A 25922-nucleotide genomic window follows, 5' to 3' on the forward strand; every position below is an offset into this window, starting at 1 on the left:
ACCATCTCCAATGTTCCTGTTTTGTTCTAAGTTAGACCTTCGGCTGGAAAAGTCAAGTCAGGGGGATCTGGCGGTGAGGACGATGGATCGGGGACGTTCAGTCCGCAGCTTCGATGACGGCGATGCCGGCTTCCTGCGCAGCCCTGATGAAGGACGCCCGCACCTCATCCGGCGGGAGATCGCCGATAATCGCATCCAGGCATGACTTCACGGCTTCGAGATAATCTTCGCCGTCATCGACCGGCCAGTCGTGCAGCAGCGTTCGCGCGGCGTCCCACACAGAATTAATAACGGCATAATGGCCGAGCCCCATTGAGGCCAAGCCGACCGGTCGAAAATTTGCCGTCTGTCTCACTTCACTACAGCTTTTCTAATTTCGGTGAGCTTACGAGTTAGAGATGCAATTTGCGTGCCGATGGCGGCGGAAACGGGCATGCCGCCTGCCCACTCCAGCCAGGCGCTTGAAAACATGCAACACTTGAAGCGCTCCGATCGGCTTCGAAAGCCCCGCACTTGGTTATCAAACGACTGATTATGGTAAATATCAGGCTTCTCCCGCCAAGCCCACTCATTAAAATGCAGCCTTTCCCGAGTATTCTATAGAATTTACAGCAACTCCGCGACTTTTCTGGAAGAAACAACTTCAATAATCATTCATTGATTGTGCGAAAAGTGGACGCGAAAGCATCCAGATCGTACAATGCCATCCCCTGCACGCGGCGGATCTGGGAGGACGCTCTATGCCTATCTTCATGGACCGGCATTTTCTCGAGGGAACGTCGGCGGCCGACGTTGCGCGGGCGCATCGCATGGATCTCGACATTCAGGATCGCTACGGCGTCAAGTTCCTCACCTATTGGTTCGACCAGCGGCGTGGGACAGCCTTCTGTCTCGTGGATGCGCCCGATATGGAAACCGCCCAATGTGTGCATCGTGAGGCGCACGGCTTGGTCGCCGGCGAGATTGTCGAGGTCGCTTTGTCCGCGGTCGAGGCTTTTCTCGGCCGAATTCATGATCCCGAACCGGCGCCTGGCCAATCCTCGGCGCAAGTGGATCCCGGCCACCGGGCAATCCTCTTTACCGATATCGTCGGATCGACCGAGATGACAGCGCGGCTCGGCGACCGCATCGGGACTGAGATGGTGCGAGCCCATGATGCGATCGTGCGCCGATGCCTCGGCCAGAATTCCGGCCGCGAAGTCAAGCACACCGGCGACGGCATCATGGCGGCCTTTTCCGCCACAACGGCGGCCGTCGAATGCGCCATGGCGATCCAGCAGGAATTCCGGCGTTACAACGGCGGAAACACCGAGCCTATCCATATCCGCATCGGGCTGGATTGCGGCGAGCCGGTCGAAGACAGCAACGACCTGTTCGGCTCGACCGTACAGCTCGCCGCACGGCTCTGTGCGGCCGCATCCAGCGACCAGATCCTCGTCTCGGAGAATATCTTTCGGGAGTATGGCGCCACCGATCTCTTCGGTCACGCCTCGCGCCGGCGGCTCAAGGGCTTTTCGAAGCCGGTGATGGTGTTCCGATGTGACTGGGCGAATGGCGCGACTGCCTAAGATCCGTCGAGATCCGTCGAGATCCCCCGCGATCGCTACGCATTGTGCGCAGAAATACGCGTCCGGCGGCCAGCCGATTTTGACACCAGAACGCGCCGCACATGATGTGACGGCGCGTCTCTGCTCATTCAAACTTATCAAGCATTGCCGATATTTCGATCGCCCATCAGCTGCTCGAATTTGGGCGCGCCCTCGACCTTGGCAAGCACACCCGACATCTTCAGAAAACGCCGAAAATTCTCGCGCGCAGCGCTCAGCGGGAAACGGCCGCTAGCCGTGTCCCGGCACGCCTTCAACAGCGTGTCATATGCCAGGCCTCGTTTATCCTCCGGCCATTCATCCAGGAAATCGATGATTTCATCGAGACATGTGATCTCAGCGATGAAATGCTGACGATGAAGCAAAACCGGATCGAACCGAGTTTCCGACATAGTAACCTCCCATTTATATTACTTTTTTATGGGATAATATTACTGAAAATCCTCGATTTATTCAAGATAAAATCGCCCGAATTTCGCCGAAAGCTTCCGCAACTACTTCCATAACGGCAGAATAGCTCGATGAGATTATCCTGAGTGAATTGGTCAGCGATCAAGGTCAAATGCACAAGCTCAAGGCTGATTGACCCATCGCACACGTGTTCAGCCAAGCGTGATCAATCGTGCCTGATGTTTCGTATAGGCTGGTGACGGCACGGTAGACTATGACCAAAATCAATTCCGCAAAGGAGAGCCCAGATGAACCGATTTCTGACATTCGTAGCCATCGGCGCGCTGCTCGGCGTGTCGGCGATCACGTCTTCCTGCACCTCGCCCGCCAAGCACGATCGTGAAGACTTCCAGTATCAACGGGACACATCGATCAACCCCGCTTGCGCGGGTGGTTTCAGACCCGGCAACGCGCGCTCATGCAGCTATTGAAGCGCCGCGGCCGACATTGGTGCGCGGCATCGCTGCGAATGCCACAGGGAACAGCCACACTATGACTGCCTCGTGAGAGGCGGCGGGCTGCAGCAATAGGATTGTCAGGGAACTCCAAGCCCGCCCCGCAGTTAAGTCAACGGGTCACGGTTGGCTCGATTCAAACAGGAGAACGGTCCCCATGAACAATTTAATCTGGATTGTCGGCGCTGTCGTCATTGTGCTCGCGGTTTTGAGCTTCTTCGGCTTTCGCTGATTAATGTAAATTGTGGCGAAGGGCCTTCTCTCCATGGCAATCAGATGGAGATGAGACCGCTGGCGCCGATAGATCGATAAGCTTCGGAGCGACTCGGCTCTGTGCTTTGGCTGGCCTATTGCGCGTGTTGTCCGCCGAGGGAACCGCGCTTTATTGCCGTTTCGTCAAACAATCCACCGAATGACGTATCCTTAGGCTACATCACCCCCCTCGACTTGTTTTATAGTCACGCGTTTGCCTTCCCTGGGCCGGTCGCGAGGAAATCGATGGAACGTCTTGGTGCAGAAAAAGCGACTCAATCCAGGAAGCGGGCTGTAAAAGCCGATCATTCGGATGGTCTTGTCCGGGATGTCTCAGCCATCAAAATCGGCGACTGCCTGCTGGGATACAAGGCGGTGCAGCGCCGCGCGCGGGGCGGCCGCTGGAATCATTTCCGTGGCCGGATGCGCGAGATCGAAAAATTGATCAGGCATCGCCATGGAGACACCGTACCCGAGGCGGATGATGCTTTGATCTATGTCGAGGTGATCGCCAGCCTCGCCCTTGTCGAATTCGGGCAGGAGTTCGTGGACGTGGTTCTCGGCTGGGCAGCGCGATGGCTTCCCTGGGCCGGGAAAGCCGCCGTGGAGGAGATCATCTTCGAGCGGACGAAGGTGCGCTTTTCCTCGCTGTCGGCCGACGCGCTCGGCCACGCTCTGCATTTGAGCTACGCCCAACGGTGCACTCTCGATATCCGCACGATCGGCGCTTTCGATGTCCCGAAGGCGAAAAGAGCAAAACTGCAAAAGGAAAAGCGGCGGCAACGCGACCGAAATCGGAAAGACGAGCAACGCCGCGCCGCCGGCGCGCTTGCCCGAGCCGACTATCTCGCCAACTCCTTCAGCCAGGCGCGCCCCTGGGAGGCTTTCGGCATCAGCCGCCGGACATGGGAGCGCCGCGGCAAACCCATGCCGCAGGCCGAGGCGATATCGGATGGCGGTTCGATCCGCCTCGCCGCTTAACCAGGTTTAGGCGTCTCCTTGTCGGGTTGCCCGAACCAGGTCGTCATCGCCTCGAGCAGACCATCCGGCGTCCCCTCGCCCACCCAGGCCACGTAGCCATCGGGCCGGATCAACGCGGCGGTTGGGGCCGACACCGCACCGAGCGCCGGCAGCTCCCACACGCCGTCATAGCCGGCGTCAACCCGTTGGACGCGGCCAGACCACGGCCCGTTGTCGAGGCTGCCAGGCGCGCCGAGATTCAAGAGCACTGGCTGCACATTTTTCAGCAGCGCATAGACCCGCAGAGGGCCATCTGATGTGGTGAGGTCGAGGTCCGGCATGCGGCGGCCAAGCAGCGGATGCCCCTCGCCGAGGTCGTAATGGATGGCCAATCCGGACATTTCGGCGGCGATCTTCTTGCGGGGTTCCTGCATGGCGAGGAGCTCCAAAACGATATCTCGCAAGGCTTCGGTGCGGTCATCGGTCCGCTGCAGCGCGACCTGCGCCATCGTCGTGCGCAACACCCGGGCGGCCACCGGATGGCGTTCCGCATGATAGGTGTCGAGCAAGCTTGCCGGCGATATTCCCTTCACCACCTGGGCCAGCTTCCAGCCGAGGTTGACGGCGTCCTGAACACCGGTGTTGAGGCCCTGCCCGCCCACTGGAGAATGCACATGCGCGGCGTCGCCGGCCAGGAAAATCCGGCCCTTGGGTAAGCCGTGGCCTGACGCGACATATCTGTGAACCTGGAAATCCACCTCAGACTATGGATGCCGTAATCCGTGCCGCATGTTTCGATCAGGGCTTGCCTGAGATCACCGAGCGTCGGCTCGCCCGTGCCACCGGCATTCTTTTCGGTCACCATGACGTTGACCGGACCTTCGCTGGCAAAGATCACCTTGCCGTCGCGAATTTCGTATTCCTCCCGGCCGAAGGCATGCATGCCGAGCGCCGTGCGATGGACGGCGAGCGGCGGCTCCTCCTCCATCTCGGCCTCGGCGAGAATGTTGCTGGTCGTCGCATCCCACCCCGGAAACTCGATGCCGGCCATCTTGCGAACCAGACTGCGGCCGCCATCGCAGCCGACGAGATAGCCTGCCCTCAGCGAAGCACCATCGGAGAGTTCGATGGTGACGCCGGTATCGTCCTCAGCGAAGCGCGTCAGCTCTCGGCCGCGATAGATAGCCACCGGCAGCTCGCCGACCCAGCCGGCCAGAATGCGCTCGATGTGTTTCTGCCGCAGCGCCAGCCCATAATTGTGCCGGGTCGGAAAATCGCTGATATCGAGCCGGGTGACTGCAAAACCCGTGACCTGGGCGATCTGCCCTTCCGCAAGGAACCGGTCGACCACTCCACGCTGATCGAGAACCTCGAGCGTGCGGGCGCTCAGCCCGCCGGCCCGCGAACCGACAATCTCCTGGTTCTGCCGGCGTTCGACAATGGCAACGTCAACGCCCGCCAATGCCAGTTCGCCTGCCAGCATCAGCCCCGTCGGACCTCCTCCTGAAATCACCACCGCATGTTCCTTCATCCGAAAACTCCTCTGCTTCGATTGCGCCACGCAGTATCTCGGTGTTCCAGGCAGACCTGCCGGATGGCATCTGGAACAGCGGTTCGATAGATCCAGACCCCGGCACTGATTTCGGTGTCGTAGGTTGTTCCCCCTATAAATTGAGCTCTTTACTGGTTGGAAGGACTTGCGACAGGATTTCCGCCTTGCTTTCCAAAGCCATGTTGCTTGCCGCCTGCTGGACCTCTGCAGTCCAACGCAGACTTTCAAACACGACCTGACCAGGTGCCGCCGGACATTGCAGACGCCTTGGCGGTCATCGTTGTTCTCGAAAGACGAAATTATCTCACTGCGGAGGCGTGGCTTTTTGCGGAATCGTCTCAGCGGCAGGTCGCTCGGACGGATCGCCGGGGTGGCCATAGATTGTGTATATGGCGCCCGCCACAACACCCAGGACGAGAAGAGCCAGCACGTATAGGATCATCCCGCGGATAGCCGTCTTCGGTGTCTTGTCCATCAGGATCTCCAATATGGATCAGCGGCCAAATTTAATAGCGGCGTCTTTGGTTCCGAGGATGTGAAAGGCAATGACCGGTTTGCATTTGCGCCGAGGCTGCCCACGGAACGATCACGCCCGGATTTGGTTTACCTCACATCCTTGTCGTTCGCGGAGGCCACCATGTGGGTCATCCTGATCGGAGCCGCTCTCATCATCGGCGGACTTCTCTTTCTCTTTTCGTCGGTACTTGGCCGAAAGCCGAGTAATCCGCATCAACTGCCGCAGGGTGGCACCACACTGGAACCACGGCGCCAAGGCCTCAGGTTCCTCGGGCTATCCCAGAACTGGCCAGCCCTCGCCGTTATCGCGCTCGGCGCCCTTCTATTGGCTTTTGGTGGATACTCCTGACATCCGGCAGCATTTGCCCGCTGGGGAGGTTAAGCAGATGAGGAAATAATGGCGGTCGCCACCTTAGCCCCTTCGGCAAAAACCCGGCTTTCACCGGGTCCTTGCTCAGATACTACCAAGTCTGCCGACCGTACCAGTCATCGATATCGCGCCGAATACGATCCCTCTCGATGCCGTACCGCTCCTGGATCTTGCCTTCCAGTTGGTCGCGCTTGCCGGCGATCTGGTCGAGATCATCATCCGTGAGTTTGCCCCACTGTTCTTTGATCTTGCCCTTCGCCTGCTTCCAGTTTCCTTCGACACGATTCCAATCCATGATCGATTTCTCCTGTTTGTTGATGAGAAGAAAACGGACTGCTGTGGAAGTTGGTTCCTGTCTCTTTGGCAGATTTCATCTCGCGTCGCGTTACCCCGCGCTCGCGCAGCGGATCGAAAATAAATTCCGACGCGAAAGCACGTCGCGCCAAACTTGATTCATGCGACATGAGCATGTCGTTGCCGCAAAACCGCTGCACACTTTTGCGCGACATGCTTTGGGTCGCCAAAATACAAAAGCCCCGCCGAGCCGGCGAGGCTTTCCTGCTCCCGACTGGGCGGCAGTTCTTAGAACTTTACGCCGACGCCGAACTTGACCTCGTGCTGGTCGAGGTCGACATCAACACCAAGAATGTCTTGCTTGCCGAAGTCATTGTACCGGTATTCGCCACGGGCGAAGATGTTGTTGGTGATGGCAAAGTCGACGCCAGCCCCGACGGTGTAGCCGTTGAAGGTCTCCGTTTCCTTGTCGAATCCCGGCACGTCAACGTAACCGCGCGTGGCGGTCCAGCCAGCTGCGCCATAGATCAGCGCCTTGTCGAAGGCGTAGCCAACCCGACCGCGAACGGCGCCGGACCAATCCGTGCCAATCTCCGCTCCGAGGACATCTTCCTCATTCCAGTTGTGTTCCACGTTGCCTTCGATACCGACGACAATGCTGTCGAACTGGAAGTTATAACCGGCGAATGCGCCGAAAACGCCGCCGTTGAAATCCTCAGAAGCGCTGGCGCCGCCGCCGAAATCGAAATCACCGTTAAGCCACCCGGCGCCGCCGTCGATACCGAAGTACGGACCGGACCAAGTGAAGACAGGTGCAGCCGCAACGGGAGCGGCCGGGATATCCTGAACGGCATCCGCTGCAAAAGCGGTCGATGCGACGAGTGCGAGGAAAGTGGTGGCGATAGTCAACTTCATTTTCTGTACCTCATGCATTAGAATAAAAGCATAATATAATATTCACCAACAAATAGCTGTAGCAACAAGGCCACACTCGCGGTGACTGTACGTCTTAAAATTGTTTGGGCGTTTTCCCGAAGCGGCAGAACGCGATAACGGGACGCCACTGGCAGCGCCGACAGGGGGCATTCGGCTTTGCCAGCTTCATATGGTGACAAAGCTGCCGCAGATTCGATTCACGATCGGTGGCCACACCACATGAATTAGTGGAGGCCGGACGGCGACACTAAATCGAAAAACCAGTTCTTGGAAATGATGGTGAGAGCGTCGGGGTTCGAACCCGAGACCTACTGATTAAAAGTCAGTTGCTCTACCGGCTGAGCTACGCTCTCCCTCTCCGTGGGTGTGAAGCACCCCGGCTGGAAGTGGGCGGAACATAGGCAGGCGACCCATTGCGGTCAACCGAAATATTCGGCTTTTTTCAGCGATCTGCACATTTCTTGCGGGGCGCAAGACACATATCTTGCGCGCGCGAAAAGGTGATTGGCAATGCCGGACCTGCAAAGCTAGGAACATCACGCAGATAGCAGCCGGAGAGAATGTGTGTCGATTGCCGATATTTCCCTGTGGAGCGCATTGATAGCCGGGGCGCTTTCCTTTCTGTCGCCTTGCGTGCTTCCCCTCGTCCCGCCCTATCTCTGCTACATGGCCGGCATTTCAGTCGAGCAGTTCCGCGGCGGTGGTGCCGTTGCGGTCGCGCCCGATGTCCGGCGTGGCGTGCTGTTCTCGGCACTGCTCTTCACGCTCGGCTTTGCCACCGTCTTCGTGGCGCTCGGCGCCGGGGCTTCCAGCATCGGCATGGCGCTTCGCCAGCATCTCGATCTTCTCTCCAAGATCGGCGGGCTGATCATTATCGTCATGGGGCTGAATTTCCTCGGCGTCTTCCGATTGGGCCTGCTTGCCCGCGAGGCGCGCTTCCAGGGCGGCGGCAAGCCGGCGACGCTGACGGGGGCCTATATTATGGGCCTTGCCTTCGCCTTCGGCTGGACGCCCTGCATCGGCCCCGTGCTCGGCGCGATCCTCGGTGTCGCCGCCTCGCGCGAGACGGTCGGCTCCGGCGCCGGGCTGCTTGCTGTCTATTCGCTCGGCCTTGCCATCCCCTTCTGGATCGCCGCCGGCTTTTCCGGCGCCTTCATGCGCTTCCTGTCGCGCTTCCGCCGCCATCTCGGCACGGTGGAAAAGGTGATGGGTGTCTTCCTCGTGCTGACCGGCCTTGCCTTCCTGTTTGGATGGGTCAGCGATGTGGCCATCTGGTTTCAGCAGACCTTCCCGGTCCTGATGCAGATCGGCTAGTTCAGGCGCGACTGGTCGATCGATCCGGTTCCCGCAACCTGAATGACAGACCTATGCGGTGGTATAGCTCGCCCTGTCCTTGGCCCTACCAGGCCTATCCCTCGACCCAATCGACCGAAAACAGGCCTCCCTGTAGCGTCGTCGGTGCCGTGCTTAAGGCGGCGGTCAGAAGGAGACGAACATGAACCTTGAGACAAAGATGAGCCTGGAAAACACCGCACACCCCGGCAGACATCGGCTCGACGAGTTGGTTCCGTCGCGCTACGCGCTTAATATCGGCGATATCGAGGTGCTGGTGGTCAGCGATGGAGTGCTACCGCTCCCAACCGCGATGCTGGGACACAACATCGATCCCGCCGTCCGAGCGACCTGGCTGAAAGACATGTTCCTGCCGCCGGACGCTTTGGATTGGGCGCTGAACGTCGTCGTGGTGCGCAGCGGCGAGCAGATCATACTTCTCGACGCCGGGCTGGGGATCGACCCCGACCTGCACCTGCCGCGGGCCGGACAGTTGATCAAGCGACTGGGGGCCGCCGGCATCGATCTTGCTTCGGTGACCGACGTGGTGCTGACCCACATGCACATGGACCACATTGGCGGGCTGCTCGTCGACGGGGTGAAGGACCAGTTGCGTCCGGACCTGCGGATCCACGTGGCGGCGGCCGAGGTCAAGTTCTGGGAGGCGCCCGATTTCTCCCGGGTCTCCATGCCGCCGGGGTTTCCGGACGCGCTTCGGGCGGCCGCAAAACGGTTCGCCAAAGAGTACAGCAGCCATCTCAGGCTATTCAACGAGGAGTACGAGGTGGCGCCTGGTGTGGTCGTCCATCGCACCGGCGGCCACACCCCCGGGCACAGCGTGATCCGCCTGGCGTCCGGCGGCGACCGGCTGATGTTTGCCGGCGATGCCGTGTTCGCTGTCGGGTTTGAACACCCCGACTGGTTCAATGGCTTCGAACACGACCCCGAGGAGGCGGCCCGCGTTCGGGTCCGTCTTCTGCGGGAACTGGCGGAGACCGGCGAGCAACTGGTGGCCACTCACCTGCCGTTCCCGTCTGTCGGCCGGGTGGCGGTCGACGGCGACGCCTTTCGCTGGGTGGCGGCCTTCTGGGATTACTGATCGCTTATTGGTTTGGGGTCGTAGAGCGTGTACTCATCGAGTGAATGAGTCCACGCTCTACCGGTTTGTTTTTTGAGCAATTTTCGGACGAAAAACCGCTACACACTTTTGCTGGAATTGCTCTTGTTTCTGCGCAATTCCGGACGAAAAACCGCTACACACTTTTGCTGGAATTGCTTAAGTCAGATCCTGTCCCGCCGATCATCCCAGCGCCCTGGAAGACCTCTTGGCCGATATTGTCAGCCTGCTATTGCCGTTCTTCGGCCTGATCCTGATCGGTTACATTGCCGCCAAGGCGACGAAGCAGCCGGCCGAAGCGCTGGGCTGGCTGAATACCTTCATCATCTATGCCGCCCTGCCCGCTCTGTTCTTCAAGCTGGTCTCACGCACGCCGATCGAAGAGCTGACGCGCGTTGACTTCATCGTCACCGATATCGCGGCGACTTATGCGGTCTTCATCCTTCTGTTTGCCACCGGCCGCATGCTGCGCGGCAATTCGCTCGCCGACTGCACGATCCAGGCCTTTGCCGGCGCCTACGGCAATATCGGCTATATGGGACCGGGCCTGGCGTTGCTGGCGCTCGGCGAAGGGGCAGCCGTGCCGGTGGCGCTGATCATCTGCTTCGAAAATGCTCTGCATTTCATCGTGGCGCCGGCGCTGATGGCGGCGGCCGGCGACGACAAGCGGTCATCCGGCCGGCTTGCCGCCGATATCGCCCGCAAGGTCGCGCTGCATCCCTTCATTCTATCGACGGCGGCAGGCTTTGCGGTCGCCGCCCTTGATATCGATCAACCGCTGGCGTTCCAGCGCCTGGTCGATTACCTCGCCCAGGCCGCGGCTCCCTGCGCGCTTTTCGCCATGGGCGTGACGCTCGCTTTGCGGCCGCTGAAGCGGATCCCGGCTGAGATTTCCTATATCGTGCCGGCGAAGCTGATCCTGCATCCGATCGCGGTGTTCATCGCACTGACGGCCGTCGGTGGTTTCGAGCCGGTCTGGATCCAGGCCGCCGTGCTGCTCGCCTGCCTCCCGACGGCGACCAACGTCTTCGTCATCGGCCAGCAATATGGCGTCTGGCAGGAGCGCGCCTCGGCGACGATCCTGATCACCACGGTGCTGTCGGTGGCAAGCGTTTCGCTCTGGCTGATCGCGATCCGCTCAGGCCTTCTTCCGTTTCAGCTTCTCCCTTAGGGCATCCGGAATATCGCGGAAGCCGCGACCCGGCTCGATGCCCTCGCGCATGACGATGCTGCGCAGCGGCGGAAGGGCCGCAAGGATGTGCAGGCCGGCGGCACGCAGCATCTGAACGGGGAGGAAATCCGAGAGCAGCGAGCGGTTGAGAAGATCGACACTTGCCGTGCGCGTCATGATGTCGGCGCGGCGCTTGCGGTCGAAGCTGTCGCCGGCATCGGCCGGCACCGGCAATTCGGCCCGGTCGCAGAGGATATCGGCAAGCGCCATGATATCGCGCAGGCTGAGGTTCAGCCCCTGCGCGCCAATCGGCGGGAAGACATGGGCGGCTTCGCCGATCAACGCGATTCGTCCCTTGCCGAAACGATGTGCCATCATGCCTGACAACGGCCAGACCTGGACGCCTTCCTCGATGCTCACTTTGCCGAGCATGGACTGCATCTGAGCCTCGACGAGAGAGCCCAGCTCGGCCAGCGGCAGCTCCATCCGGGCCGCTGCCTCAGTGGGATCTTGCACCCACACGAGGCTGGAGCGGCCTTGCGGCAGCGGCACCTGGGTGAAGGGACCGTGTTTGGTGTGGAATTCGGTCGAGATATTCTGATGCGGCAGCGAATGGGCGAAATTCAGCACCATGGCCGATTGAGGATAGGACCATTTGCGGGTGTCGATTGCTGCCGTCTCGCGCAGCTTCGAGCCGCGGCCGTCGGCACCGACGGCAAAATCGGCCGTTACCGTCTCGCCGTTGGCGAGCGTGATCGAGACGGCTTCATTCGAAATCGCGATCGATTCGGCCATCTCGGTCAAGCGGGTGATATTGCCCTCGCCGGCCGCCGCCGTTTCGAGGATCTCGGTCAGAGCCTTGTTGGGAAAATTATAGCCGAAGGCATCGAGGCCTACTTCGGCGGCGCGAAAGGTCGTGGTCGGCGCGCGCAGCAGCCGGTCGGTGCCGTCGATGATGCGCATGCTGCTGAGAGGAGCGGCGGCCGGGCGCAGTTTTTCCCAAAGCGTCAGGCGATCGAGGAAGCGGATCGACTGATCCATCAGCGCCGTGGTGCGCCGGTCCTCCATTGCGGCAACGGGTGCCACCAGCGCCACGCTGCGGCCGCCACGGGCGAGCGCGATTGCAGCGATCATGCCGGCAAGACCGCCACCGATCACCGCGACTTCGAATGTCTTCATGCTATCATTCCGCCATCGTAAAAAGGCGGACCGGTCGCTTATGCGGCCGGCTTCGCCTGACGGCGCCAACTATAGCCCTTGCCGGCTTCGGCGTCACGCACCGCCGGCTGATAATGATGGGGAATGGCCGGAAGACGGTTTTCAGCAAGCCGCTTCAGCGCCGTGGCGTTGGTCACGGAAAAACTGTCGATGCCGACACGCAGCATCAGCGGCACCTGATCGATCAGCACGTCGCCGACAGCACGCAGTTCGCTGGTGTAACCAAGGCGCTGCCGCAGCAGCGAGGCATGGCTGAAGGCGCGGCCGTCATTGAAGGCCGGAAAGGCGACGGCAATAATTTCAAGGCGATCGAGGTAAGGCTCCAGCCGGCGCACGTCGTCGGCCGGTTTGATCAGCACGCCGAGGCCGACATCGTTGCTTTCATCGGCCCTGGCGATCAGCTCGTCGAGGCTAAGCAGCGGCTTCTGCTCGCCGGTGGCCTTCACTTCTTCCGTCTCGATCACCCAGGGATCGTTTTCGACAAAACCGGTTTCTCTCCAGATCTTCGTCATCATCTCCTCCTTATGCCGCTTCCGCCGCCGAGCCGTAGAGCGCAGTCTTGAAAGGCTGCGGACCGACGCGGCGATAGGTGGCAAGGAAGATCTCTGACGGATCGAGGCGCAGGCCGAGATAGGTGTCGACGATCGTCTCGATCGCATCGGTCACCCGGTCCGGCTCGAAGCCGCGGCCGATGATCTCGCCGATCGAGGTATGTTCGTCGCCGGAACCGCCGAGCGTGATCTGATAGAGTTCGGCCCCCTTCTTCTCGACACCGAGCAGGCCGATATGGCCGACATGGTGGTGGCCGCAGGCATTGATGCAGCCGGAGATCTTGATCTTCAGTTCGCCGATCTCGGCCTGGCGCTCGGCACTGCCGAAACGGCGGGAGATTTCCTGCGCCAGCGGAATGGAGCGCGCATTGGCGAGCGCGCAATAGTCGAGCCCCGGACAGGCAATGATATCGGTGATCAGGCCGGCATTGGCTTCGGCGAGATTGATAGCCACGAGGCCGCGATAGACCGCTTCGAGATCAGCCAGCGCCACATGCGGCAGGATCAGGTTCTGCTCATGGCTGACGCGGATTTCGTCGAAGGCATATTCTTCGGCGAGATCGGCGATCGCATCCATCTGCGCATCGGTGGCGTCGCCCGGAATACCGCCGATCGGCTTCAGCGAGATCGTCACCATACCGTAATCGGGATTCTTGTGCGGCTGCACGTTCTGCTGGACCCAGCGGGCGAAGCCTGCGTCGGCCTTCTTCCAGCGCGCGAGATTTTCCCAGCCCTCAGCGCGCTCAGGCAAATCAGGCAGGGCAAAATAGCTGGCGATCGCCTCCACGTCCTTTTCCGGCAGTTTCAGTTCGGTATCTTTCAGCGCGGCGAATTCGGCTTCCACCTGGCGCGTCAGTTCCTCGGCGCCGGTTTCGTGCACGAGGATCTTGATGCGCGCCTTGTACTTGTTGTCGCGGCGGCCGTGCAGATTGTACACGCGCACGATAGCGGTGGTGTAGGAGAGCAGGTCTTCCTCGGGCAGGAAGTCGCGGATCAGCTTGGCGATCATTGGCGTTCGGCCCTGGCCGCCGCCGACATAGACGGCAAAACCGATCTCGCCCTTGTCGTTCGTCTTCAAATGCAGGCCGATATCATGGACCTGAATCGCAGCGCGGTCGCGCTCGGCGCCGGTGACGGCGATCTTGAACTTACGCGGCAGGAAGGAGAATTCCGGGTGGACCGACGACCACTGGCGCAGGATTTCGGCATAGGGTCTGGGATCGGCGACCTCATCGGCGGCAGCGCCGGCAAAGTGATCGGCCGTCACATTTCTGATGCAGTTGCCCGAGGTCTGCAGCGCATGCATCTCGACACTTGCGAGGTCGGCCAGCGCATCGGGGATTTCCGAGAGCTTCGGCCAGTTGAACTGCAGGTTCTGGCGCGTGGTGAAGTGACCATAACCGCGGTCATAGGTGCGGGCGATATGGGCGAGCATGCGCATCTGGCGCGCGCTCAGCGTGCCATAGGGGATGGCGATGCGCAGCATATAGGCATGCAGCTGCAGGTAGACGCCGTTCATCAGGCGCAGCGGCTTGAACGCATCCTCGGCGAGCTCGCCGGCAAGGCGGCGCTGAACCTGGTCGCGGAACTGCTCGACGCGCTCGGTGACAAAGGCATGGTCAAATTCGTCGTAACGGTACATCGTCTTCCTCAGACTGCAATGAATTCGGGATCGGCAGGAGCGTAGCCCGGTGCGTATTCCATGGTCGGGCCCTGGGCGCGGATGCGCTCGCGCAGGCGGAGCGGCCAGAGAATACCGTCGGTTTCCTGAACGTCGACGACGGCGACGTCAACCACCTCGTTATCGGCATAGGATTTCTTGCCGATCGCCTCCAGCGCTTCAACGGCTTCGTTGTGGCGCGCGACAAGCGCCTCCTGCAGCGAGGTGGACCATTTTCCGTTCGCATCCAGCCAGACGGCAATGCCGTCCGTCAGCCGGTTGGCCGTCAGAACCTTGTCACCCATATTCAGCTCCTTGCAAGTTCCTCGAGCCGGGCGTTGGCACGCACCAGCGGCTCGGACAGTTCGAAATTGGCGCCGGCGACCGCATCGCCGATAATGACCATGACCGGCCCGGTCAATTCGTCGCGATGCTGCAGATCGGGCAGATCGGCAAGCGTGCCATGCAGCAGGCGGCGCTCGGCGCGGCTGGCATTTTCGATGACGGCGACGGTGGTCTCGGCGGGAATGCCGGCCTGCATCAGCCGCTCGGCGACGGAGGCGGCAACCGTGCGGCCCATATAGACGGCGATCGTCGCGCCGGAAACGGCAAGGCTTGCCCAATCGGGCAGCACGTCGCCGGTCAGATCATGGCCGGTGGTGAAAACAAGCGAGGAGGCGACGCCGCGCAGCGTCAGCGGCAGCTCGAAATCGGCGGCGGCGGCGAAGGCCGAGGTGATGCCGGGCACGACCTCATAGGTAATGCCGGCGGCGCGTAGCGCAGCCATCTCTTCGCCTGCCCGGCCATAGACCAGCGGATCGCCGGACTTCAGCCGCACGACGCGCCTGCCCTGACGGCCGAGATCGACCAGCAACTCGTTGATCTCTTCCTGCGACTTGGAATGACAGCCCTTGCGCTTGCCGACAGAAAGCCGTTCGGCATCGCGGCGCCCCATATCGACGATCGCCTGCGGCACGAGGGCATCATAGACGATGACATCGGCCTCCATCATCACGCGCTGGGCGCGCAGCGTCAGCAGATCCTCGGCACCCGGACCGGCGCCAACCAGCCAGACATGGCCGGCGACCTTGTCCATCGAGCGCAGCAGCCGGTCGGCGGCATGCTGGGCCTGCGGCAGGTTGCCGTTGGCGACCGCATCGGCAACGGGACCGGAGAAGAAGCGGCGCCAGAAGACGCGGCGGGAGACGCCGCGCGGCACTAGCTGCTCGACGGATTTGCGATAGCTCGTCGCCAGGCCAGCAAGCCGGCCGAGCGAGGGCGAAAGAAGCTGATCGATCTGCGCACGGATCATCTGGGCCAGAACCGGCCCCGCCCCTTCGGTGCCGATCGCAACGGCGACAGGGGCGCGATTGACCAGCGCCGGCGTGAAGAAATCGCAGTAGTCGGGCTGATCGACGGCATTGGCCGGAATTCCGGCAGCGCGGGCGGCATCGACAATCTCGCGGTCGTCGGCTTCATTGCCGGTGGCAGCGAAGACGAGTGCTGCCGCTTCCACCTGCTCGGCTGAGAAGGCAGCGCGCACGGTCTCGATGCGGTTGGCAATCAGGAAGGCGTGGTAATCGGCTTCGGGCCGGACGGCATAGGCGATGATCCGCGCTCGTGTGTTGAGAAGCAGCCGCACCTTGGCGAAAGCTTCATCGCCATTGCCGAAGACAGCCGTCTTCTGGCCTTCCACGCGAAAGAAGGCGGGAAATACCGAAAGCTGTTCAGTCTTGGAAGGCATCATCAATCCACTTCGAAGTTGCCAGAATATGCCCTTGATCGACAAGGGATTGAAGGAACAGAAATTCGAAAGTCCCAATACGCGCGTATTCTTTTGCTCGCGTCATCAATGATTTGAGAAAAGTCACCCATGCTGACCGAAACAGCACAGGTGAGCGCATTTGCTGCAGCGCACTGTAAAGCCTGTGATAAACGGCGTCTACCGGCGTTTGGCGCATTTCGCTCGCGCCGCCAAGACGATAGACTGCGGGGAAAACCGGAGATGCCAATGCCTGACGAGACCATCGCCTCCCGCCTGCTTTCGGTCATGGAAGAGGATATCCTGCCGCTCACCGAGCGCGGGGTTTCCTTAGGCAATAAGGTGTTCGGCGCGGCGATCCTGCGCAAATCCGATCTTTCGCTCGTCGTCGCCGAGACCAACAACGAGTTGGAGAATCCGCTCTGGCATGGCGAGGTGCACACGCTGAAGCGCTTCTACGAGCTTGGCGACAAGCCGGCGACCAAGGATTTGATTTTCCTGTCGACGCACGAACCCTGCACCATGTGCATGTCGGCGATCACCTGGGCGGGCTTCGATAATTTCTACTACTTCTTCAGTCACGAGGATTCCCGCGATGCCTTCGCCATTCCGCACGACCTGAAGATCCTGAAGGAGGTCTTCGGGCTCGAACCGGGCGGCTATCGCAGGCAAAACGCCTTCTGGAACAGTTTTGCCATCGCCGATCTGGTCGAGACCGAAGAGGCTCCGCTGAAGACGGCGTTGAAGGCGCAGACCGCCCGCATCAAGGCGCGCTACGACGCACTGTCTTCCAGCTATCAGTCGTCGAAGAGCGCCAACGATATTCCGCTTAATTGAGGCACCATGGAACCTTCAAAAGACATTTCGCGGCTGATCGAGATCATGGCGGCGCTGCGCCATCCCGAGACCGGCTGCCCTTGGGACATCGTGCAGAATTTCGAGACGATCAAGCCCTATACGATCGAGGAGGCCTATGAGGTCTCCGACGCGATCGAGCGCGGCGATATGGACGATCTCTGCGACGAGCTGGGCGACCTGCTGCTGCAGGTGGTCTTCCATGCCCGCATGGCCGAGGAGGCCGGCGAATTCTCCTTCGGCGACGTGGTCAACGCCATCACCACCAAGATGATCAGGCGCCACCCGCATGTCTTTGCCCGCTCGGACGCCGATACGCCCGACGCCGTGAAGATCCAGTGGGACGAGATCAAGCAGGCGGAAAAACGCGAGCGCACCGAGCGGCGAGCGCGGCGCGGGATCACCGAGGATTTCAAGGGCGGCTTTCTCGGCTCGGTGCAGCGCAGTTTCCCGGCCCTGACAGAAGCGCTGAAGCTGCAGGAACGCGCCGCCAAAGTCGGCTTCGACTGGTCGGCGCCCGAGCCGATCCTCGACAAGATCGAGGAAGAGATCGGCGAATTACGGGTGGCGCTGAGAGACGGCGACCGGGCGAAGGTCAGCGACGAACTCGGCGATTTGATCTTCGCGGTCGTCAATATCGGCCGACATGTGAAGGCTGATCCGGAACAGGCCGTGCGCGGAACGAACACGAAATTCCGGCGTCGATTCAATCATATCGAGCAGGTTCTTGATGCGGAAGGCGAGACGCTGGAGGCGGCTAGTCTCGAACGCATGGAAGAAATCTGGCAGGCTGCGAAGGCGATCGAACGAGCTGTGACGGCCGGGGCCGAATGAGTTGACACCTGCGGCTTCGTGCGGATGCTGCCCCTCACCCTAACCCTCTCCCCGTAAACGGGTAGAGGGGACGTGCCAAATTCAACGTCGAGATTGAGGAGGCCGGGCTGGCATATCCCTTCCCCCCGCAAGCAGGGAGAAGATGGCGGCAGCCGGATGAGGGGCTGGCCGCGCCGAACTTACCGCTCCCAATCCTCTTTCGCAGGCTTCGGCCCGATGCCGATGCGGCGTTCGAGTTCGGCGGCTTCGGTTTCCGACAGCCGCAGTTCCAGCGTGATCGAGCCGTCCTCATTATCCTCGCGGGCGTCGACGATCGCGTGATCGTAGAGCCAGGGCAGCAGCGCCAGCTTGTCGACGGGAAGGCGGATCGTCGTTTCGGTCATCACGCCGGAGAGGCGGCGGCTGATCTCGTCCATCAGCGTATCAACACCCTCGCCGCTGACGGCGGAAACCGCCACCACGTTGCTGGCGCCTGATGATTTCTGCACCATGGCGTCGTGGACCTCCGGCTCCAGCCGGTCGATCTTGTTCCAGACCTCGATCAGCCGTTTGTCGGCTTCGGCCTCGTCGATGCCGAGGTCGTTCAGGATGCGCATCACGTCGGAGCTCTGCGCCTGGTTGTCGGCATCGGACATGTCGCGGACATGCAGGATGAGATCGGCTTCCAGCACCTCTTCCAAGGTCGCGCGGAAGGCGGCCACCAGATGGGTCGGCAGGTCGGAGATGAAGCCGACGGTGTCGGACAGGATGACCGTGCGGCCGTGCGGCAGCTTCATGCGCCGAAGCGTCGGGTCGAGCGTGGCAAAAAGCATGTCTTCGGCCAACACGCCGGCGCCGGTGATGCGGTTGAACAGCGTCGACTTGCCGGCATTGGTATAGCCGACGAGTGCTACGATCGGGTGCGGCACCTTGCGGCGCTTGGCGCGATGCAGCTGGCGGGTGCGCACGACCTGCTCCAGCTCGCGTTCGAGCTTGATGATGCGGTCCTGCAGCATCCGCCGGTCGGCCTCGATCTGGGTTTCGCCGGGGCCGCCCATGAAGCCGCCGCCGCCGCGCTGGCGTTCAAGGTGGGTCCAGCTTCTGACCAGCCGGCCCTTCTGATAATTCAGGTGGGCGAGATCGACCTGCAGCGTGCCTTCCTTGGTGGAGGCGCGGCGGCCGAAGATTTCGAGGATCAGGCCCGTCCGGTCGATGACCTTGGCGTTCCATTCCTTTTCGAGATTGCGCTGCTGCACCGGCGTCAGCGGATGATCGACGATGACGAGACCGGAATCGCGCTCGTTGAGCAGCGCCTTGATCTCCTCGATCTTGCCCGTGCCGAGCAGTGTCGCCGGTCTCGGGTCGTTGACCGGCACGATCGAGCCATTGACCACATCGAGGTCGATCGCCAGGGCAAGGCCAGTCGCCTCTTCCAGCCGGCTTTCCGGCGTGCGGGTCGAGGCCGACTCGCTCTGGCCGCCGCGGCTGCGCGACTTCAGGACCGGCACGACGACAGTCGCGCGCATGTCGTCCCTGTGCTTGGCGGCCTCAGGGATGATCGAATCGTTCTTGGTATCGCGTGTCGAAATGACGGCTGATCCTGTTAGGACGCTGCTTCTTCGCTCTCGAACATCTGCATCGGCTGGCCCGGCATGATCGTCGAGATCGCATGCTTATACACGAGCTGCGAATGGCCGTCACGGCGAAGAAGAACACAGAAATTGTCAAAAGACGTAACAACGCCCGTGAGTTTCACGCCGTTGATCAAAAAGATTGTCAGGGAAATCTTTTGCTTGCGAACAGTATTAAGAAATAAGTCCTGCAGATTCTGAGAACGTTCCGCCATCGCGCCGCTTCTTTCTTTATTGCCGACCCGATCTGGCCGGTAGAATACCAATCAACCTCTCCATGCAAGACCGGCGGCACCCTCATTCCACCTGTCCAGCAAATCTTGGTATCAAATCGCAATCTTTTCCGCAACGTCGAAAAAGGCCTCGCGGACTTTCTGCGAAACGCTGCCCGGATGGCCGTTGGCGATGGCCTGGCCGTCGACGGAAACCACCGGAAAACAAATACTTGTTGCTGCGGTGAGGAAGACCTCGCGAGCAGTGAGCATCTCGGAAACGGAGAAATTCCGCTCCGCGATCTTCAAGCCCAGCCTGGCTGCGACATCCATCAGCGTGGTGCGGGTAATGCCGCGCAGGATGCCGTGTTCGGCCGGGCGGGTGACCAGCGTTCCATCGGGATCGACGATCCAGACATTGGTCGCCGCCCCTTCCTTCACCATGCCGTCGGCGTCGACATAAATCGCCTCCTGGGCGCCCGCCTCCTTGGCCTGCTGGCGGGCCATGGCATTCGGCAGCAGGCCGATGGATTTGATGTCGACGCGGTCCCAGCGATTGTCGGCAACGGTAATCGCCCTGATGCCGTTGGCATTCTTGGCGGCAATGATTTTGGGATCGGTGCTCTTGGCGGTGATCACGAGTGAAGGCGGCGTGCCCTCGGCCGGGAAGACATGATCGCGCCGCGCGACACCGCGCGTCACTTGCAGATAGAACAGCCCGTCGCGCACGTGGTTGCGGCGCAGCGTCTGGCGAATGACTTGGGTCAGCGCCGCCCGGCCCATCGGCCAGGTAATGCGCAACTCGCTGAGCGAACGGTCGAGACGGTTCAGATGGCGGGTGAGATCGACGATATAGCCGTGGCGGACCTCGCAGACCTCATAAACGCCGTCGGCGAACTGGTAACCGCGATCCTCGATATGCACGCTGGCATCGGAATGCTTGACGTAGCGACCGTTCACATAGGCAATTCTCGGCATGGGAAACCTGGTCTTCGGAAAGCGATAAGGGAATGCGGCGGGGCAATGGCCCCGCCGGAAAGGATCAGACGCCGAGCGACTTCAGCTTGCGGTGCAGTGCCGAACGCTCCATGCCGACGAATTCGGCGGTGCGCGAGATATTGCCGCCGAAGCGGTTGATCTGGGCGATCAGATAGTCCTTCTCGAACATCTCGCGGGCTTCGCGCAGCGGCAGCGTCATGATGTGATAATCGTTCTTGGCCGACACCTTCGGCAGCATGTCGCCGAGGTCGGTCGGCAGCATGTCGGCGGTGATCGGCGCATCCGGCCCATCGGTGCGGGCCAGAATCATCAGCCGCTCGATATTGTTGCGCAGCTGGCGGATGTTGCCCGGCCAGTCATGTGCCTGCAGTACGGCCATGGCGTCGTCGCCGATGCGGCGCGGACGGATGCCGGCCTGCTCGGAAATCTGGCGCATCAACTGGTCGACGAGGAAGGGAATGTCCTCGCGCCGCTCGGCAAGTGCGGGCACACGCACCGGCACGACGGCGAGGCGATGATAGAGATCCTCGCGGAACCATCCCTCGGTGATGCGGCTCTCGAGATTATAGGCGGTCGAAGAGATGATCCGGACATCGACCTTGACGCGCTTGGAACCGCCGACGCGCTCGAACTGCTGATCGACCAGGACGCGGAGAATCTTGTTCTGCGTCTCGCGCGGCATCTCGCCGACTTCGTCGAGATAGAGGATGCCACGATGGGCTTCCTCGAGCGCGCCGATCTTGCGCGCCTGGCCGGGCGTGCCCTCGGTGCCGAACAGCGCCACCTCCATGCGATCGGGCGTGATGTTGGCAGCGTTGATCGCCACGAAGGGGCCGTTGGCGCGAGCCGACTTCTTGTGGATCATCCGCGCCACGAGTTCCTTGCCGGAGCCGGATGCGCCGAGGATCATGATGCGGCTGTTGGTCGGCGAGACCTTCTCGATCGTCTGGCGCAGCTGCGACACGGCGACCGATGTGCCGATCAGTTCCAGTGCGTCGCCGGTGCGGCGCTTCAGCTCGGAGACTTCGCGCTTCAGCTTGGAATTTTCAAGCGCCCTTTCGGCAATCAGGATCAGCCGGTCGGCCTTGAAGGGCTTCTCGATGAAATCGAAGGCGCCGCGCTTGATCGCCGAGACGGCGGTCTCGATATTGCCATGGCCTGAGATCATCACCACGGGCAGATCCGGATGACGGGTCTTGATCTCGTCGAGCAGCGACAGGCCATCGAGCTTGCTGCCCTGCATCCAAATATCGAGGAAGATCAGCCGCGGCACGCGGTCGGAGATCGCCGCCAGTGCGCTGTCGCTGTCATGGGCCGTGCGCGTTTCGTGTCCCTCGTCGGAGAGGATGCCGGAAACGATCTCGCGAATATCGTGCTCGTCGTCGACGACGAGAATATCAGAGGCCATAAACGCTTTCCTTGTCATTGGCTGCGGGAGCGGAGGGCGTCGGATCCCGGCGTGGCAGATGCACGCGGATCATGGCCCCTCTTCCCCGATCAAAATCGGCGGGCGCATCGTGCAGCTCGAGCTGCCCGCCATGTTCCTCGATGATCTTCTTGACGATGGCGAGACCGAGACCGGTGCCCTTCTCGCGCATCGTCATATAAGGCTCCAGAATGCTGTGGCGGTTCTCCACCGGCAGGCCGCGGCCATTGTCGATGACATCGACGGTGAAGCGGTCGCGGCCGGCATCGAAGGCGGCGCGAACGAGAATCTTGCGTTCGTCCCGTTCGTCGCTCGGAACGGCTTCGATCGCTTCCACGGCATTCTTGATTAGATTTCCGAAAGCCTGGCCGAGCATGCGGCTATCGAACAGGCCCTCCAGCGGCTGCTCGCCGAAATCCTGCGCAAAGCTGACGTGATGATTGCCCATCTCGCGCAGGAAGATTGCGTCGCGCAGAATATCGCGCAGGTCGCTCGGTTCCTTGGTCGGCTTCGGCATGCGGGCGAAGGCGGAGAATTCGTCGACCATGCGGCCGATATCGCCGACCTGGCGGATGATCGTCTCGGTGCATTGGTCGAAGACGGTGCGGTCGGCCTGGTCGATCTGCTTGCCGTAACGCCGCTGGATGCGCTCGGCGGAAAGCTGGATCGGCGTCAGCGGGTTCTTGATCTCATGAGCGATGCGTCTTGCGACGTCGCCCCAGGCGGTCGAGCGCTGGGCGATGACGAGGTCGGTGATGTCGTCGAGCGTAATCACATAGGATTCGCTCATATCGCGCACTTCCTCGCGGGTGACCTGCACGCTTAGCGTCCTGACCGTGCCGCCGCGCACCAGCGCGATCTGCTTGCGGAAATCGCCGCGATGACGTGACGCCGCCTCGGTCAGCACCTGATCGACCTCAGGGGCGATGTCGGCCAGTTGCTTGCCGAGCATCTCGTCGGCTGACAGCGACATCAGCGTCTCGGCCGAACTGTTGACGATGGCGATGCGGCGGTCCTGCTCGACGCCGATGACGGCGGCGGTAACACCCGACAGCACCGCTTCGATGAAGCGGCGGCGGTCATCGACCTCGTCCTTTGCCTCGAGGATCTCGTCGCGCTGCGTGCGGATTTCCGAGATCATCTTGTTGAAGGTGCGCGACAGATTGGCGACGTCGCCATCGACGGAATGCACCGGCACGACGATATCCATATTGCCCGATGCCACGCTGTCGGCCGCCGTGATCAAGAGCCGGATCGGCCGGACGATGCGGTCGGCCACCGCGATCGCCGTCCAGATCGCTGCGAGCAGCACGATCAGCGCGAAGCCGATGTAGAGCACGGCGAAAGCGATCTGCAACGAGAAGCGGTTGGCTTCCATCGATCGATATTCGGTGGCGTTCTCCTCCATCATGCGCATGGCGCCCATGACCTTGGGATCGACGGCGCGCACCGTATAGAGGAAGGTGCCCGGGATGGCGTCGAGCTTGATGATGGCGCCGACGAGGTTGGTGACGCCGGGCGGAATCAGCGTCGGCTGGCCGGCCGCGGCCTTCTCGAGCGCGTCCTGCGGGATTGCCGGCAACGGCTTTTCGGTGGTGATGTCGGCCTGGACGACGACCGAACCGTCGCGCTCGACGAGGAAGGAGCCGAGCAGGCCGCGGCCCCTCGCCTGGCGCGTCATCAAGTCGGCAAAGCCCGTCCTGTCGAGGCTGTAAAGCGCGCGGTTGCGCTCCAGGTCGTTGGCCATGGAAACCGTCTGCCCCTGCAGATAGCTGGCGTTTTCCATCATATAGGCCTGGCCGATATTGCGCGACGAGCTGACGATCGACTGGGTGCGCAATGCAAACCAGCGGTCGAGGCCGGCGTTGAGCGTGATGCTGGCGAAGATAGCGACGAGGATCGCCGGCGTGATCGCGACGATCGAGAACAGCACGACGATGCGGATATGCAGGCGGGCGGCTGCCCGGCCGCGGGTCCGCGCCTTAAGCAGCCTTGCCACCTCGCGGGCGATCAGCGCCAGCAGCGTCAGGACGAAGAAGGAATTGACGATTACCGAGGTGATGACGACATGCGACGTCGGCGCGATCGGTGTAAGGCCGAGCAGCACAAACAGGGTCGCGGTGGCGCAGAGGAGCGCGCCGCCGGCAAGCACCAGGCCGGGCACGGCGAAAAGGGCGCGCCGATCGGTCACCGTGGTCACCGCCTCGCCCGCCGCCGGCGGCGATACCCCATCCTGCGTCATTCGGCCTCTCTTCAGACGGCACCCGCCGCCCTCGCCATCCGATCGAAACCAAAGAACGCCGGCTCAAGAAAGCCAGCGCTGCAACGACTCGATCGGGAGCGAATGTCCAAAACCCTGCGTGACCTTTAAGCAACGCATTGTGGCGAAAATGCAACGCACCCCGTCACATTGTCAAGCTGTCTATGACCTCAGTTCGTCATAGTTTTTAGAACCGACGCGGTTCTTCCGGCTTGTTTCCGGCAATCACGTCGATCCGCTCCAGCACCTCGGGCGTCACTTTGTGCCTGTGCTGGAGGGCCGCGAGATTGTCCTGCAGCTGGCTGGCGCGCGACGCACCGAGGATGACGGTGGAGACGTTGCGATTCGCGAGGCACCACAGCAAAGCGAGATGGGTGATGGACAGGCCGATCTCGTCGGCGAGCTTTGCGAGCTGGCGTACCTTTTCGAGCTGGGCACGGCCGGCATCACTGGACCACTTCTCTTTCAGCCATTCATAGCCCGGCAAGTTCATGCGGCTGTCAGCCGGCACGCCGTCGCTGTATTTGCCGGTCAGGACGCCCGAAGCGAGCGGCGACCAGATCGTGGTGCCGAGGCCGATCAGCTCGTAGAGCGGGAGGTAATCAGCCTCGACCTTCTGGCGTTCGAAGATGTTGTATTGCGGCTGCTCCATGGTCGGCGGCGTGATGCGCAGATCGCGGGCAACGGCGTAGGCTTCCGTCAGTTGCTGCGCCGACCATTCCGACGTCCCCCAGTAGAGCACCTTGCCCTGGGCGACGAGATCGTGCATCGCCCGGACGGTTTCCTCGACCGGCGTGTCGATATCCGGGCGGTGGCAGAAATAGAGGTCGAGGTAGTCGACCTGAAGCCTCTTGAGCGCCGCGTGGCAGGCATCGGTCACATGCTTGCGCGACAGGCCGCGCTGCGTCGGCTTCTCGCCGCCCCAGAAGACTTTGCTCGAGACGACGAAGCTGTCGCGGCTCCAGCCAAGCGACTTGAGCGCCTCGCCCATGACGATCTCGGACTTGCCGCTTTCATATCCTTCGGCATTGTCGAAGAAGTTCACCCCATTGTCATAGGCGAGCTTCATCAGGTCGACGGCGTCACCGCCGTTGACCTGCTTGCCGAACGTGACCCATGAGCCGAAGGAGAACTCGCTCACCTGCAGACCCGACTTACCCAAACGACGATATTCCATCATGCAGCTCCCGAAATTATGAAACTGGGCCGGCCGATACCGGCGCCGCGCGATCGATCGACGACCGACTGGCGTAATCTATGGCATGAACGACGATATGCGAGGAGGTTCCGCAAAGAAAAAGGGCGCTCGACGACAATCAGCCGGAGCGCCCGTTGCATGCAATCGACGACGTTTGCGGCGGAGGTCGACAGCAGCAAAGGGAGATGACGAGATTCGGAACGGATTGGCAACATGCAAATGGAACTGGGACGCTATCGCCAGCCGATCGACCCCTGTCATCCACTTGTTATCCACAGCCTATCCACAGGCGCCGCGGCTACGACCGCAGCAACTTCAATGACAT

At 61.4% G+C, this 25922-nt stretch carries 25 protein-coding genes, 1 tRNA gene and 1 pseudogene; 9 read left to right on the top strand and 18 right to left on the bottom strand.

Going from position 1 to position 25922, the window contains the following annotated elements; genetic code table 11:
* Nucleotides 1–97 precede the first annotated feature (97 nt).
* Nucleotides 98–355, bottom strand: coding sequence for a DUF982 domain-containing protein (locus FFM81_RS11140; protein WP_003573274.1), 258 nt, complete (start codon nt 353–355; stop codon nt 98–100).
* A 385-nt stretch (nt 356–740) separates the two neighbouring features.
* On the opposite strand from FFM81_RS11140, the gene FFM81_RS11145 reads away from it, so the two are divergent.
* Entirely contained in the window at nt 741–1568 is an 828-nt protein-coding gene (locus FFM81_RS11145; protein ID WP_003573276.1) for a nickel-binding protein, read from the top strand.
* 137 nt (nt 1569–1705) lie between these two features.
* Here FFM81_RS11145 and FFM81_RS11150 read toward each other — a convergent pair whose 3' ends face one another.
* Nucleotides 1706–1999, bottom strand: coding sequence for a DUF982 domain-containing protein (locus tag FFM81_RS11150; RefSeq protein ID WP_003573278.1), 294 nt, complete (start codon nt 1997–1999; stop codon nt 1706–1708).
* Between the two features lie 306 nt (nt 2000–2305).
* Here FFM81_RS11150 and FFM81_RS11155 point away from each other — a divergent pair, with 306 nt between their 5' ends.
* Together FFM81_RS11155 and FFM81_RS11160 are read left to right on the top strand one after the other, a co-directional pair.
* On the top strand, nt 2306–2488 hold the full coding sequence (locus tag FFM81_RS11155; protein WP_025416125.1) for a hypothetical protein: 183 nt from the start codon (nt 2306–2308) through the stop codon (nt 2486–2488).
* 522 nt (nt 2489–3010) lie between these two features.
* Complete coding sequence (locus FFM81_RS11160) at nt 3011–3745, top strand: hypothetical protein (protein ID WP_138384317.1); 735 nt, start codon at nt 3011–3013, stop codon at nt 3743–3745.
* On the opposite strand, the pseudogene FFM81_RS11165 reads toward FFM81_RS11160, so the two are convergent.
* Together FFM81_RS11165 and FFM81_RS11170 are read right to left on the bottom strand one after the other, a co-directional pair.
* A pseudogene (locus FFM81_RS11165) lies at nt 3742–5255 on the bottom strand (FAD-dependent monooxygenase). The gene FFM81_RS11160 and the pseudogene FFM81_RS11165 overlap by 4 nt on opposite strands.
* A gap of 325 nt (nt 5256–5580) precedes the next feature.
* Nucleotides 5581–5751, bottom strand: a complete 171-nt coding sequence (locus tag FFM81_RS11170; RefSeq protein ID WP_173883777.1) for a hypothetical protein — start codon at nt 5749–5751, stop codon at nt 5581–5583.
* 162 nt (nt 5752–5913) lie between these two features.
* On the opposite strand from FFM81_RS11170, the gene FFM81_RS11175 reads away from it, so the two are divergent.
* Nucleotides 5914–6141 (top strand): hypothetical protein, encoded by a 228-nt coding sequence (locus FFM81_RS11175; RefSeq protein ID WP_128397455.1) that lies wholly within the window; start codon nt 5914–5916, stop codon nt 6139–6141.
* 112 nt (nt 6142–6253) lie between these two features.
* Here FFM81_RS11175 and FFM81_RS11180 read toward each other — a convergent pair whose 3' ends face one another.
* The 3 genes from FFM81_RS11180 to FFM81_RS11190 form a co-directional block, all read right to left on the bottom strand.
* On the bottom strand, nt 6254–6457 hold the full coding sequence (locus FFM81_RS11180) for a CsbD family protein (protein ID WP_003573292.1): 204 nt from the start codon (nt 6455–6457) through the stop codon (nt 6254–6256).
* A 287-nt stretch (nt 6458–6744) separates the two neighbouring features.
* Nucleotides 6745–7371 (bottom strand): outer membrane protein, encoded by a 627-nt coding sequence (locus FFM81_RS11185; RefSeq protein WP_003573295.1) that lies wholly within the window; start codon nt 7369–7371, stop codon nt 6745–6747.
* Between the two features lie 298 nt (nt 7372–7669).
* Nucleotides 7670–7745, bottom strand: a tRNA-Lys gene (locus tag FFM81_RS11190).
* A 211-nt stretch (nt 7746–7956) separates the two neighbouring features.
* On the opposite strand from FFM81_RS11190, the gene FFM81_RS11195 reads away from it, so the two are divergent.
* From FFM81_RS11195 to FFM81_RS11205, 3 genes are all read left to right on the top strand, one after another.
* Nucleotides 7957–8706, top strand: a complete 750-nt coding sequence (locus tag FFM81_RS11195) for a cytochrome c biogenesis CcdA family protein (protein ID WP_003573297.1) — start codon at nt 7957–7959, stop codon at nt 8704–8706.
* Nucleotides 8707–8887: 181 nt separating this feature from the next.
* Complete coding sequence (locus FFM81_RS11200) at nt 8888–9823, top strand: MBL fold metallo-hydrolase (RefSeq protein WP_138384318.1); 936 nt, start codon at nt 8888–8890, stop codon at nt 9821–9823.
* A gap of 226 nt (nt 9824–10049) precedes the next feature.
* Complete coding sequence (locus FFM81_RS11205) at nt 10050–11012, top strand: AEC family transporter (RefSeq protein WP_138384319.1); 963 nt, start codon at nt 10050–10052, stop codon at nt 11010–11012.
* On the opposite strand, the gene FFM81_RS11210 is transcribed toward FFM81_RS11205, so the two are convergent.
* Genes FFM81_RS11210 through cysG form a run of 5 tightly spaced genes read right to left on the bottom strand, consistent with a single transcriptional unit; the run spans nt 10980 to nt 16185 of the window.
* Nucleotides 10980–12191, bottom strand: coding sequence for a UbiH/UbiF family hydroxylase (locus tag FFM81_RS11210; RefSeq protein ID WP_138384320.1), 1212 nt, complete (start codon nt 12189–12191; stop codon nt 10980–10982). The two genes, FFM81_RS11205 and FFM81_RS11210, sit on opposite strands and share 33 nt — an antisense overlap.
* Before the next feature lie 38 nt (nt 12192–12229).
* Nucleotides 12230–12742, bottom strand: a complete 513-nt coding sequence (locus tag FFM81_RS11215; RefSeq protein WP_003573305.1) for a DUF934 domain-containing protein — start codon at nt 12740–12742, stop codon at nt 12230–12232.
* A 10-nt stretch (nt 12743–12752) separates the two neighbouring features.
* On the bottom strand, nt 12753–14423 hold the full coding sequence (locus tag FFM81_RS11220; protein WP_003573306.1) for a nitrite/sulfite reductase: 1671 nt from the start codon (nt 14421–14423) through the stop codon (nt 12753–12755).
* Between the two features lie 8 nt (nt 14424–14431).
* Complete coding sequence (locus tag FFM81_RS11225; protein ID WP_003579112.1) at nt 14432–14746, bottom strand: DUF2849 domain-containing protein; 315 nt, start codon at nt 14744–14746, stop codon at nt 14432–14434.
* 2 nt (nt 14747–14748) lie between these two features.
* Nucleotides 14749–16185, bottom strand: a complete 1437-nt coding sequence (cysG, locus tag FFM81_RS11230) for a siroheme synthase CysG (protein WP_138384393.1) — start codon at nt 16183–16185, stop codon at nt 14749–14751.
* Nucleotides 16186–16452: 267 nt separating this feature from the next.
* Here cysG and FFM81_RS11235 point away from each other — a divergent pair, with 267 nt between their 5' ends.
* Entirely contained in the window at nt 16453–17040 is a 588-nt protein-coding gene (locus FFM81_RS11235) for a deaminase (RefSeq protein WP_003573309.1), read from the top strand.
* Between the two features lie 6 nt (nt 17041–17046).
* Complete coding sequence (mazG, locus tag FFM81_RS11240) at nt 17047–17892, top strand: nucleoside triphosphate pyrophosphohydrolase (RefSeq protein WP_138384321.1); 846 nt, start codon at nt 17047–17049, stop codon at nt 17890–17892.
* 179 nt (nt 17893–18071) lie between these two features.
* Here the strand turns inward: mazG and hflX are convergent, their stop codons facing one another.
* The 6 genes from hflX to FFM81_RS11270 form a co-directional block, all read right to left on the bottom strand.
* Nucleotides 18072–19397, bottom strand: a complete 1326-nt coding sequence (gene hflX / locus FFM81_RS11245) for a GTPase HflX (RefSeq protein WP_138384322.1) — start codon at nt 19395–19397, stop codon at nt 18072–18074.
* Between the two features lie 77 nt (nt 19398–19474).
* Nucleotides 19475–19717 carry an RNA chaperone Hfq gene (gene hfq, locus FFM81_RS11250; RefSeq protein WP_003539403.1) on the bottom strand — a complete coding sequence of 81 codons (243 nt, stop codon included), beginning with the start codon at nt 19715–19717 and terminating at the stop codon, nt 19475–19477.
* 111 nt (nt 19718–19828) lie between these two features.
* Nucleotides 19829–20692, bottom strand: coding sequence for a D-amino-acid transaminase (locus tag FFM81_RS11255; protein WP_003573312.1), 864 nt, complete (start codon nt 20690–20692; stop codon nt 19829–19831).
* A 64-nt stretch (nt 20693–20756) separates the two neighbouring features.
* Nucleotides 20757–22121, bottom strand: coding sequence for a nitrogen assimilation response regulator NtrX (gene ntrX / locus FFM81_RS11260; RefSeq protein WP_003573313.1), 1365 nt, complete (start codon nt 22119–22121; stop codon nt 20757–20759).
* The gene (locus FFM81_RS11265) at nt 22111–24381 is read right to left on the bottom strand and encodes a sensor histidine kinase NtrY-like (RefSeq protein ID WP_003573314.1); all 2271 of its coding nucleotides are present in this window, start codon (nt 24379–24381) and stop codon (nt 22111–22113) included. Before FFM81_RS11265 ends, ntrX begins: the two co-directional genes overlap by 11 nt.
* A gap of 205 nt (nt 24382–24586) precedes the next feature.
* Nucleotides 24587–25576, bottom strand: coding sequence for a potassium channel beta subunit family protein (locus FFM81_RS11270; protein WP_138384323.1), 990 nt, complete (start codon nt 25574–25576; stop codon nt 24587–24589).
* Nucleotides 25577–25922 lie beyond the last annotated feature (346 nt).

Source organism: Rhizobium hidalgonense (assembly GCF_005862185.2).
GTDB classification, from domain to species: Bacteria; Pseudomonadota; Alphaproteobacteria; order Rhizobiales; family Rhizobiaceae; genus Rhizobium; species Rhizobium hidalgonense.